12 protein-coding genes are annotated in these 13248 nt (G+C 48.4%); 7 read left to right on the forward strand and 5 right to left on the reverse strand.

Annotated elements, in window-relative coordinates:
* The 5 genes from LPQ35_RS10355 (at position 1) to LPQ35_RS10375 (ending at position 4617) form a co-directional block, all read left to right on the forward strand.
* The gene (locus LPQ35_RS10355) at positions 1-972 is read left to right on the forward strand and encodes a methyltransferase domain-containing protein (RefSeq protein WP_193807155.1); all 972 of its coding nucleotides are present in this window, start codon (positions 1-3) and stop codon (positions 970-972) included.
* A 113-nt stretch (positions 973-1085) separates the two neighbouring features.
* Complete coding sequence (locus LPQ35_RS10360) at positions 1086-2381, forward strand: AMP-binding protein (RefSeq protein ID WP_193807153.1); 1296 nt, start codon at positions 1086-1088, stop codon at positions 2379-2381.
* A 5-nt stretch (positions 2382-2386) separates the two neighbouring features.
* Positions 2387-2929 (forward strand): isochorismatase family protein, encoded by a 543-nt coding sequence (locus LPQ35_RS10365; protein ID WP_193807151.1) that lies wholly within the window; start codon positions 2387-2389, stop codon positions 2927-2929.
* 127 nt (positions 2930-3056) lie between these two features.
* Positions 3057-3992, forward strand: coding sequence for a 2-dehydropantoate 2-reductase (locus LPQ35_RS10370; protein ID WP_193807149.1), 936 nt, complete (start codon positions 3057-3059; stop codon positions 3990-3992).
* 31 nt (positions 3993-4023) lie between these two features.
* Entirely contained in the window at positions 4024-4617 is a 594-nt protein-coding gene (locus LPQ35_RS10375; protein ID WP_193807147.1) for an acetate--CoA ligase family protein, read from the forward strand.
* On the opposite strand, the gene LPQ35_RS10380 is transcribed toward LPQ35_RS10375, so the two are convergent.
* The 5 genes from LPQ35_RS10380 to LPQ35_RS10400 are packed head-to-tail and all read right to left on the reverse strand — an operon-like array spanning position 4607 to position 10322.
* Positions 4607-5989: a CoA-binding protein gene (locus LPQ35_RS10380; protein WP_193807144.1), complete on the reverse strand. Its 1383-nt coding sequence runs from the start codon at positions 5987-5989 to the stop codon at positions 4607-4609. The two genes, LPQ35_RS10375 and LPQ35_RS10380, sit on opposite strands and share 11 nt — an antisense overlap.
* Positions 5990-6038: 49 nt before the next feature.
* Positions 6039-6536: a zinc ribbon domain-containing protein gene (locus LPQ35_RS10385; protein WP_193807142.1), complete on the reverse strand. Its 498-nt coding sequence runs from the start codon at positions 6534-6536 to the stop codon at positions 6039-6041.
* 11 nt (positions 6537-6547) lie between these two features.
* The gene (locus LPQ35_RS10390) at positions 6548-7744 is read right to left on the reverse strand and encodes a thiolase domain-containing protein (RefSeq protein ID WP_193807140.1); all 1197 of its coding nucleotides are present in this window, start codon (positions 7742-7744) and stop codon (positions 6548-6550) included.
* Complete coding sequence (locus LPQ35_RS10395) at positions 7741-9720, reverse strand: 3-hydroxyacyl-CoA dehydrogenase NAD-binding domain-containing protein (RefSeq protein WP_193807138.1); 1980 nt, start codon at positions 9718-9720, stop codon at positions 7741-7743. The genes LPQ35_RS10390 and LPQ35_RS10395 overlap by 4 nt, the downstream gene beginning before the upstream one ends.
* Before the next feature lie 11 nt (positions 9721-9731).
* Positions 9732-10322 (reverse strand): 2-oxoacid:acceptor oxidoreductase family protein, encoded by a 591-nt coding sequence (locus LPQ35_RS10400; RefSeq protein ID WP_193807136.1) that lies wholly within the window; start codon positions 10320-10322, stop codon positions 9732-9734.
* 112 nt (positions 10323-10434) lie between these two features.
* Between LPQ35_RS10400 and iorA the strand changes: the two genes are divergently transcribed.
* Together iorA and LPQ35_RS10410 are read left to right on the forward strand one after the other, a co-directional pair.
* Positions 10435-12303 carry an indolepyruvate ferredoxin oxidoreductase subunit alpha gene (gene iorA / locus LPQ35_RS10405; protein WP_193807135.1) on the forward strand — a complete coding sequence of 623 codons (1869 nt, stop codon included), beginning with the start codon at positions 10435-10437 and terminating at the stop codon, positions 12301-12303.
* Between the two features lie 114 nt (positions 12304-12417).
* Positions 12418-13242, forward strand: coding sequence for an amidohydrolase family protein (locus LPQ35_RS10410; RefSeq protein ID WP_193807134.1), 825 nt, complete (start codon positions 12418-12420; stop codon positions 13240-13242).
* Positions 13243-13248 lie beyond the last annotated feature (6 nt).

Consider the following 13248-nt stretch of genomic DNA (forward strand, 5'->3'; position numbering starts at 1 on the left):
ATGAAGATCAGGCTGATCGGACCGCTGAAGAGGAGGTACGGAGAGGTCATTGAAATCTGGTTGGGCAGGGAGATTACTCTCAATGAGGCCCTGAAAATTGTTTCCGAAAGGTATCCAGAGCTTAAAGGAGAGATTGATGACATCGGGGCGTACAACTTCTCCCTCAATGGGGTTCTCGTAAAGAAAGATGAGATGAATTCGATTAAAGTCCGGGACGAGGATGAGATCATTGTGATTCCTGCAATCTCTGGAGGAGATAAGGCGGGCAGGGTTAAACGGGTGGTGATGAGAAACTTTGACCTGAGCGGAGAAACGTACCACATTTTTGAAGAAAAGCACGAATTTTTCACCGGACTCGCCTCTGATCTGGTGGAGTTTTCAGATTGTGCTTTTGAATCGTGCCTTGATGTGGGATGCGGAACCGGAGTTATTGCCCGGGTTCTGGATGATTGCGATGTTGTTGGGCTGGACATTTCGAGAATAATGCTTGAAAAGGCGAGGACGCTCATGAGTCATGTAGTGCAGGGAGATGGCGCAAATCTGCCCTTCAGGGATAACAGCTTTGATGCCGTTTTTTTCAACGCTTCGATTTTCCTGATACCTGATGCAGGCAAAGCGCTTGAGGAGGCTATGCGGGTTGTGAGGAGTGGTGGCACTGTCGCCGGCAGTCTGTTCTCAGGCGTCTATCATTCTGGACGTGATGCTCTTGCGGAACTTGGCCTGAGACACAGGGAGGTTTATCCCTCCAGCCAGATAGCATCTTCGGTTCTGGAACTTGGCGGGGAAATAGATGTGGTTGATTACAGAGCCGGAAAAGGTCTGATAATTGATTTTTATTCTGTTCCTGCAATGTCAAACGCACTCTTTCCAGGAATTGAATACGGTGAGCGACTGAAACTGGTTAAAGAAAGGCTGGAAAATCTTCCACAAAGCGTTGAATTCAGGTGGACATTTTTCAGAATTCCCGGTTAATTTACGAATTAAAATTTTGGCCTCAATTAACTTTACAAACTTAACAGAAAGTTATTTATACGATTTACTGTGTAATTTTCATGGTTAATGGTTAATATTGTTGGGGTGGTTGGATGTACTGGAACCCAGTTATAGAAAAGATGGGCCCTGACGAGATCAGGGAGATGCAGGGAAGGTTGTTGAGAAACACGGTGCATTACGCCTACAGCTATTCTCCGTTTTACAGGGAGCTGTATGACAGCGCCGGGATAAAGCCGGATGATATCAGGAGCGTGGATGACGTTACGAAACTGCCATTTGTTAAAAAGCAGGATTTGAGGGACAGCTATCCCTATGGCATGTTTGCAGTACCGCTCTCGAAAATTCTGAGAATCCATGCCTCGAGCGGGACAACCGGAAAACCCACCGTTACCGGATACACTGCCGACGACCTCGAACTCTGGAGCGAGAGCCTTGCGAGGGGGCTGTACTCTGCAGGCATAAGAAAAGAGGACATAATTCAGAACGCCTATGGGTATGGGCTCTTCACAGGAGGCCTTGGATTCCATTACGCCGGGGAGAAGATTGGGGCAACTGTAATTCCGTCATCGTCGGGAAACACCCAGAGGCAGATTGAACTTATGAAGGATTTGGGCTCTACGGTGATATGCTGCACTCCCAGCTACATGATTTACCTGACAGAATACGCCTTGAAGATGGGCGTTGATCTTAAAGAGGACACGAAGCTGAGAATGGGTGTTTTTGGAGCAGAGCCATGGAGTGAGGAAACCAGAAAGAGGATTGAGAACAAATCGGGAATTGATGCCATAAACATCTACGGCACATCAGAAATAAGCGGACCTGTTGTGAGTGAATGCCACGAAAAGGCCGGAATACACTTCTGGGGAGATATCTTCCTGATAGAGGTCATCGATCCGAAAACAGGAGAGCAGCTCGGAGAGGGGGAGAAAGGCGAGCTCGTAGTTACAGTCCTCGGAAAGGAAGGGCTTCCGATGATAAGGTGGAGGACGGGAGACATAACCAGCATAATCTATGAGAAATGCAACTGTGGAAGGTGGCATCCGAGAATTGACAGGATTACCGGAAGGGCAGACGACATGTTCATCGTGAGGGGGGTCAACGTCTTCCCGAGCCATGTGGAGTATGCTCTCATGCAGGTTAAGGAGGTCAGCGAACACTACATGATCATACTTGAAAGGGATGAGAACGGACTTGACCTGATGAAGGTTCAGGTGGAGATAAATCCGGAGTATGTGGGCAAGATAGCGTTCGATGAACTCGCCCGGAAGGTTCAGGAGACTCTCAGGAGCTACCTTAATGTAACCCCTGCCGTTGAGATTGTTGAACCTGAAACCCTGCCGAGGTTCGAAGGAAAGGCCAAGAGAGTTGTGGACAAGAGAAGGGTCTGATAGCATTGAAGCCAGCACTCGTGGTCATTGATCTGATAAAGGGTAACGAACCCTTTTTTAATGAAGAACATCTGCAAATAATTCCCAGAGTCAGGCATGTGATAGATGAGCTGAGGAGTCTTTCAATTCCCATAATTTTTGCAAACGACAGCTATCCCGAGAACGACTGGCTCTTCAACTTCATGAAGAAACATGCGGTGAGGGGAACGAAGGAAGTGGAGGTAATTGACGAGCTGGAAGTCAGAGATGAAGATATTGTCGTGGAAAAACGAAGATTCAGTGCTTTTTTCAGAACGGACCTTGATATTACCCTCAGGGAGATGGGTGTGGATACTGTGGCCCTCGCAGGAATAAACACGCACGTCTGCGTTCTTTCCACGGCTTTTGATGCCATAAGCAACGACTTCAGAGTAATTCTGCTGAGTGATTGCTGTGCGTCCCACACAAGGGATGTTCACGAATTCATTGTTAACCGGTTTAAGGGTCTGCCAGCTTTTCAGGTAATGGAGAGCGAAGAGTTTCTCGAGACGGTGCGGGGAAAGAGCTGAGCTACTTCTATTTTCTGTTTTTTTGTCCGGGATGTCTGTCTAACTTTGTAACATCAATGTGTCTTTGTGTCAAACATTGTCAAAATTTAACCGAATAATTTTTAAATTTGTAAAATAACAATTAAACATGAGGATTGCCATAGTGGGGGCCGGAGTTATCGGGAGCATTTTTGCGTACATATTTGGCAGGACGCACGAGGTTACACTGATCGAGGTGGTGAAGGAGAAGGTCGAGCTTTACAGAAAGGAAGGCTACTCGATAATAATGCCGGATGGGAAAGAGGTGCACGTTGATAACGTCCATGTGACATCTGACCCGGCAGAGGTTGGCGAGGTTGATCTTGTTCAGATATCTGTCAAGGGCTATGCGACCGAACCGGCAACAAAGAATGCCCTGCCCATGATCGGAAAGGACACAATGGTTCTGTCAGTCCAGAACGGACTTGTGCATGACATCATTTCGAACATCGTTGGCAAGGACAAAGTTATTGCGGGAATTACTGCCCACAGTGGCATGCCGGTCTCTCCAAACGTCATCAGGTATGTTGGAGGTTACGGGCCTCTTCTGACCATAGGCAAGTACGACAAGAATCCGGACGAGAGGTTTAACTGGGTGGTTGAGGAGCTGAGAAAGACGGGAGAGGAGATTCTGGTTGTGGATGACATTGAGCCAATCATCTGGAAGAAGCTTGTTGCGAACGTTGCATGCAATCCCGTGGCGGCAATAACCGGAATGACGAGTGTTGAAGCTCTTGCCTGCGAAAACAGCAAGGAGTTGATTAAGATGCTGGCCGAAGAGGTCGTGGCCGTTGCGAAGGCGAGAGGCATTTACTTTGAGGAGATGGAAAACATAGCCGAATTTGTTTACCAGGCCTTTGCCGGAACCAAGGACAACAAGGTTTCCATGCTGCAGGATGTCGAGGCGAAAAGGAAAACCGAGATCGACACGCTTAACGGAGCAATCGTTGCAGAAGGAGAGAGGCTTGGTGTAAGTGTCCCGGCAAACAGGGTTATCACCAACGTTGTTAAGTCGATTGAGTACATGTACGGAAAGAGGGGTTAAATCAGGAACTTTTCACAATTTTTTGCAGCCTATGAAAGTTCTCGATCTGAAAGAATCTCTTTCCCTGCTCGGGAAATACGGTATTCCGGTTGTGGAGACAATTTTCGTATCATCGAAAAGGGATGTTTTGAGGATTGCTGACAGCCTGTATTTTCCCTGCGTGGTCAAGCCAAATACTGGTGGGCATAAAACCGAGCTGGGTGTGTTTAAGGGTCTGAAATCTGTGGATGAAGTCATTCAGGCACTTGATAAGCTCGGATGTGAGGTGGGCATTCAGAGAATGGTAAGCGGATTTGAGATTTTTCTCGGGGCAAAGAAGGACGGGCTTTTCGGACACGTTCTTGCCCTCGGGACAGGGGGTGTGTTTGCCGGACTCTTCGAAGACATATCTTTCAGGCTGATTCCCGTAAAAAAATCTGATTTCGACGAGATGGTCGATGAGACAAAACTCTCCGCCGTATCTGAAGGCTTCAGAAACTTTGAATTCGGCAGGGAAAAGCTTTATGACGTTGCAAAAAAATTTGAAAGGCTGGTTATCGAGGAGGATGTGAAGGAGGCAGACATAAATCCGCTTGTTGCAAACGGTGATGAAATTCTGGCGGTCGATGCGAGGATCATTCTCTGAGCAAAATTCTGCCGTAATTTCTGAGCGCCCAGATGCTTTTCACGGCAATCTCTGGCGTTGAATACACCGGCACACCACCCTCTTCTATTCTCTCTCTGACGTCATTCCATGTGCCCGGAGGATAATTCAGGCAGACCGTCATTGGCTTTTGCCTTGCCGCTCTGACGATGCTGTTCACCGGAACTTTGAGAAATTCTCCAGACCAGGAGTATATGTAGTTCAGGACAATACCATCCACGTTTTCATCCTCTGCGATTAGCTCTATCACCTTCCCGCACAGGTCCACATCGTTGGCCACAAAACCCAGATCGACGGGGTTGTCCCGTATCGTGTAAGGTGGGAGCAGCTCAAAGAGCTGGTGTCTCGTGTCTTCAGAAAATCTGGCCAGCTTCATACCACATTTTTCAACTGTATCACACGCAACCATTCCGAGCCCTGCAACAAGAGATACAACTGCAACTCTATCACCGAACACGGGTTTCTGCATTGACAGAGCTTTGGCGAACGATACCAGCTCTTCAAGCGTTTCGGCAACAACTGCGCCGTACTGTTTTAAAGCGGAAACGAAAATTCTGTAGTCTCCTGCCATGGATCCCGTGTGCGACTTCGATGCTCTGTCAGCCTTTCTGAACCTTCCGCTCTTCATTGCAACCACCGGTTTTGATCTGCAGATTTCGTAGATTTTTTCCAGCATTTTTCTCGGGTTTTCCGTGCCTTCTATGTAAAGGGCAATGCAATCCGTGTCATCATCTCCGGCAAGGTATTCCAGCATTTCGGGAAAGTCCACATTCAGCCGGTTTCCAAGACCAATTATCTTGCTGAAACCTATGCCTTCTTTCATCGCATAGGGTGCGATCAGGTGGCATATTCCTCCGCTCTGGCTTACGAGAGCAATATTTCCGCTTTTTACTTTAAACAGGGCAGGCGTAAAGCTCGCATTCAGCCTGCTCCTGACGTTTACAATACCAAAGGTGTTCGGGCCTATGACCACTGCATTTTCTTTTTCCACAAGACTTTTGAGTTCCTCATGCAGTTTTCCTCCATCCGGTATCTCTGCCTCCCTGAATCCTGAGGTTATTATTACAAAGGCCCTTGTACCCCTGTCCAGAAATTCCCCCAGAACATCACGTATTTTTTCTCGCGGAATCACAATTATAGCAAGATCCGGAGTTACCGGGAGATCTCCAACTCTGGAGTATGCAGTCATGCCAAAAACCTGATTTTTTCCCGGATTTAAAGGGTATATCTCGCCATCAAAGCTTTCAACGAGACTCTTCATTACGTGATAACCCATTTTCTCCTCATTGTCTGTAGCCCCGGCAACAGCCACGGTTTTCGGGTTGAAAAGAGTCCTGAGGTGCACAGCATACATCTTGCATTCCTCTCAATGAATTTCGTTGCAGTATAAAAATGGAAGTGGGTTAAACCTTCGTGAAGCAGTACCAGTATCTCTTCTTATCTCCCGGACCTTCTATTTCCATGATCTCCCATCTTACCCTCTCCCCTATTTCAAGATCCTCGTAGCCAATGTCGAACATCATGCCGCTTATCTGCACACCGTTTTCCGGATAGTCTCCGAATCTTGCAACGGCAATGACGAAAGGTGCGTAATCCTCAACAATAATCGGTGCCCCGAGTTTGAGCTCGGTGAATGCGTAAAGCTCTCCCTCTTCTGGAATTTCGACCCACTCAAGGTCTTCGCCGTTGCAGTTGGGGCAGACAATCAGTGGGGGGAAGTGAACCCTTCCGCATGTCATGCACTTCGTTGTTACGAGCTTTCCATCGGCAAGAGACCTGTAAAATTCATATATGCGTGTTGCATCCGGCCCTTCCGGTTCCTGCTGATCCCACAGGTCGAGAAGGGGGTTCAGAGGAATCTGGTCGGGGAGCCTCAATTTCCTTCTGGTGTGTGATGTCATTTTCCCACCTCCTACTTTAGATCTTTTCGTTTATTTATGCTGTAGGCCATTATGTGGTGAAGCTGCGCCATCCCGCTCAGGTTGTGGGCGATTCCAAGCTCTGCACCGTCAACGTACCTCTCCTTCGGCACATCTCCCCTGAACTGCATGACCATCTCCCAGGCCTGCCTGACTCCCGTGGCTCCGAGAGGGTGCCCATTCGAAAGCAGACCCCCACCTGGATTTACAGCAACCTTGCCTCCAATGTAGCTCTCTCCCTCCTCTATGAACTTTCCGCCCTCTCCTTTCCTGCAGAAACCAAGCTCCTCATATTCGAGAATTTCGCTTATGGTAAAGCAGTCATGAACCTCAGCCATGTCTATGTCCTCGGGAGATATTTTGAGCATGGAGTAGAGGTCGTTTGCAGCCTTCCTCAACCCAACCCAGTGACTCAGGTCTCCAAACTGGTTGGTTGTATGGGCTGAATCAACGTGCTGAACTCCACCAAGTATCCACACCGGAGTATCCGTGAACTCTCTTGCCCTTTCCTCACTGGCAAGAATGAGCGCACAGGCACCGTCAGTTATCGCACTGCAGTCAAAGAGTGTTAATGGCGGGGCGACCATTCTGGACCCGAGGACCTTCTCTACCGTAACCTCCTTCTGGAACTGGGCGTAGGGGTTTCTTGCCCCATAATATGAATTCTTGACCCTGATCATTGCCAGCTGCTCGCTCGTTGTGCCAAACTCGTGCATGTGCCTCTGGGCAACCATTGCGAAAAATGGTGGTGCGGTAAAACCGTTAACTCCATCGAACTCCCTGTTTCCGACATTGATCATACTCGATTGTGAAACGCTCATGAATTTCGAGTTCATCTTCTCTACGCCGACAACCATGGCGATGTCGCTCAAACCTGTTGCAACCGCAAGCCATGCGTATCTTATGGCGGCCTGACCGCTTGCGCATGCCACTTCAGTTCTTGAGATCACCCTGCTAACGTTAATTCCAAGAAGTTCGGCGACGTATGGTGCCACATGGGTCTGAAAGACCCACCTTTCAGGCTGTGCCGCACCGACGAACAGCGAATCAATGTCTTTTCTGTCCAGATTCGGCACATCGTCGAAAACAGCCTTACCTGCCTCCTGGACGAGATCCCTCCAGCTCGCCTCTCTTACGCCGAATCTGGTTATTCCTGCCCCCACAATGGCGACTTCTCTCATCCCGATCATCTCCCCCTGAAGTTCGGTTTCCTTCTGTACATGAACGCCTGAATACCCTCGGCTATGTCCTCGCTGACCGCAACGTTTCCACCGGAGGCTGCCTCCAGATACAGCCCCGTCCTCAGGTGATCCTGGTTGCCGTAGTACATCACCCTCTTCACGAGTTTGTATGCAAGCGGAGGACCTTCAGCAATTTTTTCGGCAACCTCCATAACCTTGTCTGTGAACGCCTCAGGCTCGGCAACGTAGTTGGCAATCCCCCACTCGTAAGCTCTATCTGCATCGATTGGCTCCTTCATCAGTATCGCCTGTTTTGCCCTTGACATCCCCACGATGTAAACCAGCCTCTGTGTTCCGCCCCATCCCGGGAAGAGACCGAGGTTAAGCTCAGGCAACGCAAGCACGGCTTTTTTGCTCACAACCCTGAGATCACATGCGAGTGCAAGCTCGAAACCTCCGCCCATCGCTGGGCCATTGATTGCAGCTATGACTGGCTTGGAAAGGGTCTCAATTTTTGTGAACGTCCTGTGTCCCTTCTCGCTGAATTCCATCATGTCCTCAGCCCTGCCACTCGCAAATACTGACATATCCGCCCCGGCGCAGAAGTTTCTACCCTCGCCGGTGATGACTATGCACCTCACATCATTATCCTTTTCCAAAATGTCCAGAGCCGAGCATATCTCGTCAAGAAACGTCGGATTCAGGGCGTTTGCCCTCTGGGGTCTGTTTAGCTTTATGAATCCTATCTTTCTCTCTCTGTCTATGTCTACTTTTACGAACTCATACATGAATGGCCCGTATTTGAAGAATCCCTCTCCAGATTTTCTGCCTGTTTTACCCTCCTCAACGAGCTTCACAATGACTGGATTTGGCCTGTATCTCTCCTCACCGTATCTGGAATAGAGGTCTTCAAGCTTTTTCAGAATGGCGTCCAAACCCGCATCATCTGCCATTCTCAGAAGACCTCTCGGATAATTTAGGCCATACAGAACTCCGAGGTCTATCTCCTCTGGAGTGGCGACACCCTTTTCGATGAGCCATGCAGCCTCGTTTACGGCGGGAGCAAGTAGCCTCAGGATATCGAAATCCTTTCCAGCCCTCAGGGGAACCTCATTGGTTTTCCCCTCGCTCCAGTCGTAAAAGCCCTTTCCTGACTTTTTACCCAGATGTCCTGCATTGAACAGCCTTTCGAACGGAGGTGCCGGGCGGTATGATTCTCCGAGTGTTTCTCTGTAGTATTCGAGAACGTGATAGCTGACGTCAATGCACCCTCCACCGAGAAGATCGTGGAGCTCAAAGAGACCCATCGGGAGGCCCATTCTGTACTTGACGGCAGAATCGATTTCTTCAACCGTTCCTTCTCCGTTTTCAAGCGCCCATGCAGCCTCGTTTGCCATCGTAACAAAAATCCTGTTGACGACAAAACCCGGAACATCCTTTCTTACGTGAATGATCACTCTGTTGAGCCTCTTTGAAACCTCTTCGACGGTTTTTATGGTTTCTTCGCTGGTGTATTTTCCATAGACTATTTCCACAAGCCTCATTATCTTTGGCGGGTTGAAAAAGTGAAGTCCGACAAATCTGTCTTTTTTGTTCAGAAACTCTGAGAGCTGCGTGATGCTGAGGGAAGAGGTGTTTGTTGCGATAATCGCATCATCTCTACAGTACTTCTCCACTTCCTGAAATACCTGGCTCTTGAGTTCGATAATTTCGGGAATTGCTTCAATTATCAGATCCGCATCCTTAACCGCAGACTCAACGTCAGTCGTGGTTTTTATTCTTGACAGGACGGAATCTACTTCCTCTTTCAGTCTGCCCTTCTTCCGATCTCTCTCAAGACCGGATTTTATTTTTTCATAGGCCCTCTCCAGAATTTCCTCCTTTATATCCCTGATTGTGACCTCGTATCCTGAAATCGCACAGAGTTCCGCAATGGCATGGCCCATCGCTCCTGCCCCGAGAACTGCAATTTTTTTAACCTCCACAGTCTCACCCCTCACGAAAAATAATCATATCCTGCCTTCAGAGCCTTTACATTTGCCTCATGGAGCCTTTCCGGCAGAACGTCCTTCATGGCTCTCTCTATTATTTCGTAGGAGAATGGGAGGTCTGCAAGCTTGGAAAGCATCCCCAGTACCACAACATTAGTTGCCTGAACCGTGCCAGCGACCTCCTCGGCTATTTTCGATGCCGGAACAAGTTCGATTCGTTCCGAATATTCCTTCAGTTTTTCGTACGTTTTTTTGATGTCCGGGTAGCTGGAGATTCCCTGGGAGACTGATGGAGGTATAATCGGCCTGTCGTTCACAATTAGCGTCGTGTCCCTGTTCGCATACTGGATGTATCTCAGAGCCTCAGACGGTTCGAGAGCAATGAGATAGTGGGCAGAGCCGATTGGAATGAGGGGTGATTCAGCGTCTCCAATTCTGACATGGACCTCAACACTCCCCCCACGCTGAGCCATTCCGTGGGTTTCTGCAGTAACAACGTTCAATCCTGCCTTAAGAGCCGATCTGGCAAGTATGCCGGAAGTCGTGAGAATGCCCTGGCCTCCCACACCTACCAGAAGAATGTTGACCACATTCATCTTTCCAAATTTAAATTTTCTAATATTTTAATTTTACTGAAGTTATTCTTTGACCCCTTTATTCTTTACAACATCAAAAATTATTTAAATGTCCACTGAACAATGTTATTACATGCTTAAGGAGGTTGTTCTTGACGCTCCTGGAGAGAAGGTATTTTTGCTCGGGAACGAAGCCATTGCCAGAGGTGCAATTGAGGCGGGAATCGACATCTATTCTGCATATCCCGGTACACCATCCTCGGAAATTGTTGATACTCTGAGTCAGGCCTGCAGGTTGCTTAAGGGAAAAATGGACTTCTACCTCGAATATTCTGTGAATGAAAAGGTTGCTTTTGAGGTTGCTGTCGGAGCATCACTTGCCGGAAAAAGGGGAATGTGCGGGATGAAGCATGTTGGAGTTAATGTTGCAGCAGATGCTCTTTTCAGCTTTGCGTACATGGGTGCGAGAGGCGGTTTCGTCTGCATCTCTGCTGACGATCCGTCAATGCACTCAAGCCAGAACGAACAGGACAACAGGTGGTACGGGATTGCCGCGAAAATACCTGTAGTTGAGCCAACTTCTCCACAGGAAGCAAAGGATTATGTCGGGAAGGCGTTTGAAATCTCCGAAAAGTTTGGAGTTCCCGTGATATTCAGGACTGTGACCAGATTAAACCACGGAAGTGGTGTCGTCGAGCTTGGAAAAATTCCGGAGAAAAAACTTGAAAAGGCTGAGTGGAAGAGAAATCCACCAACAGATGTCCTAGTCCCAGGGAATGCAAGAAGGCAGAAGCTGGTTCTTCTTGAAAAAATTGAAAAAGTAAGGGAGTATTTTGAAAAATCGGAGCTGAACTGGATAGAAGGCGGAGATTCTGACAAAGGCGTCATAGCGAGCGGTATAGCTTACAGATATACCAAGGAAGCCCTGAATAGGCTCGAGAAGGATTTGCCTCTCCTCAAGCTATCGACAACAAACCCTCTCCCCGAAAAGCTTGTTGAGGACTTCATATCGAATCTGGACGGTGTTGCCATTGTCGAAGAGCTCGATCCATTTGTTGAGATGCAGGTGAGGGCCATCGCGGGAGAATACGGGGTGGAGATTTACGGCAAGAAAAACGGGCACTTCCCGATGCATTATGAATACACAGTGCACACTGTCGAGAAGGGAATTGCCATGATGCTGGACGAGTCAGCATCTGTTTGCTATGATGAGGTGATTGAAAAGGCAAAATCCGCAAACCAGATGGCTCCACTCAGACCACCGGTTTTCTGTCCTGGCTGCCCTCACGCAGCAAGCTACTATGCAATCAAGGAGGTTGCGGGTGAGGAGGCTCTGCCGAGCGATATCGGATGCTACACCCTCGGCGTTAACAGGCCCTTTGAAGCTGTGGACATCACACTCTGCATGGGAGGAGGCTTTGGAATATCAAACGGGCTCAGCAGGGTTGTTAAGAACAAAGTGATTGCGACTGCGGGAGATTCAACATTTTTCCACGCATCCCTCCCCGCCCTTGTGAATGCAGTTTACAACAGGGCGAATGTTGTGTTCGTCGTTCTTGACAACTCCACAACGGCCATGACCGGACATCAACCTCACCCCGGTATGGATGTGAGGGGATGCGGTGAAGAGGGTCATAGGGTCAGAATAGAGGACGTTGCAAGGGCAGTCGGGGTCGAGTTTGTGGAGGTTGTTAACCCCTACAACATCAGGAAAATGGAGAACGCAATAAAATCGGCAATGGAGCATGATGGCGTGGCTGTTGTCGTTGCAAGGCAGCTCTGTGCAATTCTGTGGAACAGGGAGAGAAAGAGGAAGGGAGTCAGAATAAGGCCGTTCGAGGTTACAGAGGACTGCGTGAAATGCCTGAAGTGCGTCAGTCAGTTTGCCTGTCCGGCGATAGTGTATGATGGCGAGAATGTGTGGATCGATGAGACGCTCTGTGCGGGATGTGGCGTCTGCACTCAGATCTGTCCGGAAAGGGCGATAAAGCCCGCCAGATAATTTCAAAATCTTTTTCGTGCGTTGAAAAATATTTTTCAAATTATTCTTCAGACGTGCTAAAAAGGAAAATATTAAACCTCTTCATGACGATGGAGTCTGTAGTCGGGGATAGCCATGATAGATACACACGTTCACGTCTTTCCGGATAAAATCCTCTGGAGACTGTATGCCTGGATAGAGAAGAAACACAAATCAAAAGCAACTGTCGAGCTTGATGTTGATTCGGTGATAGGAAAACTCCAGAGTATGGGTGTTGAACACTTCTTCAACCTGACACACTCGATAACTCCTGAAATGACGGAAATTCTTGCGGAATGGAATGTGAAGCTCAAGGGAATGATGGACTGTCATGCATTCACCGGATTTCATCAGAATAACGATACTGAGGAGCTTTACAGGATTTTCGAACTGGGAATTGATGGCTTGAAGCTGCATCCCCCTGTTCAGAGGCTTTATCCGGATGGCAGAGAAGCGCTTGAGATCTATGAAATTCTGGATGAACTTGGAAAACCGCTTGTAATCCACACGGGCTACTTCCTTGATAATGGCTTTAAGTACACACTTCCCGAATTTTATGAACCACTCGCTTACAGCTATTCCTTCCCCGTAATCCTTGCACACATGATGGTGGGGAAAACGGAACACCTGCCGAGATTTCTCGATGCCAGGAATAACATATACTCGGACACGTCCCTGGCATTCATAAGGGTCGAAATCACAGACCCTCACTCGGGCGAGAAGGTGAGGTTTTACAGCGACGACGTCAGGGAGGTCGTGATGCAGTATCCGGACAGAATTCTGTACGGCAGCGAGATTCCGGTAATATGGGTGGATCCGGACGAGACTCTCAGAACTCTGAACGAGGAGTTCGATGAGGATACGGTTATCCGGATAACGAGAAAAAATCCGGAAAAGTTTATAAGAAAATATCTGGAGTGAGAAAAC

The organism is Geoglobus acetivorans (assembly GCF_039641995.1).
In the GTDB taxonomy this organism is placed as follows: Archaea; Halobacteriota; Archaeoglobi; order Archaeoglobales; family Archaeoglobaceae; genus Geoglobus; species Geoglobus acetivorans.

Bases quoted from the DNA above. Each gene is read 5' to 3' on its own strand.
- LPQ35_RS10355 (WP_193807155.1), top strand. From the start codon at position 1: ATGAAGATCAGGCTGATCGGACCGCTGAAGAGGAGGTACGGAGAGGTC.
- LPQ35_RS10360 (WP_193807153.1), top strand. From the start codon at position 1,086: ATGTACTGGAACCCAGTTATAGAAAAGATGGGCCCTGACGAGATCAGG.
- LPQ35_RS10370 (WP_193807149.1), top strand. From the start codon at position 3,057: ATGAGGATTGCCATAGTGGGGGCCGGAGTTATCGGGAGCATTTTTGCG.
- LPQ35_RS10375 (WP_193807147.1), top strand. From the start codon at position 4,024: ATGAAAGTTCTCGATCTGAAAGAATCTCTTTCCCTGCTCGGGAAATAC.
- LPQ35_RS10380 (WP_193807144.1), bottom strand. From the start codon at position 5,989: ATGTATGCTGTGCACCTCAGGACTCTTTTCAACCCGAAAACCGTGGCT.
- LPQ35_RS10385 (WP_193807142.1), bottom strand. From the start codon at position 6,536: ATGACATCACACACCAGAAGGAAATTGAGGCTCCCCGACCAGATTCCT.
- LPQ35_RS10390 (WP_193807140.1), bottom strand. From the start codon at position 7,744: ATGATCGGGATGAGAGAAGTCGCCATTGTGGGGGCAGGAATAACCAGA.
- LPQ35_RS10400 (WP_193807136.1), bottom strand. From the start codon at position 10,322: ATGAATGTGGTCAACATTCTTCTGGTAGGTGTGGGAGGCCAGGGCATT.
- iorA (WP_193807135.1), top strand. From the start codon at position 10,435: ATGCTTAAGGAGGTTGTTCTTGACGCTCCTGGAGAGAAGGTATTTTTG.
- LPQ35_RS10410 (WP_193807134.1), top strand. From the start codon at position 12,418: ATGATAGATACACACGTTCACGTCTTTCCGGATAAAATCCTCTGGAGA.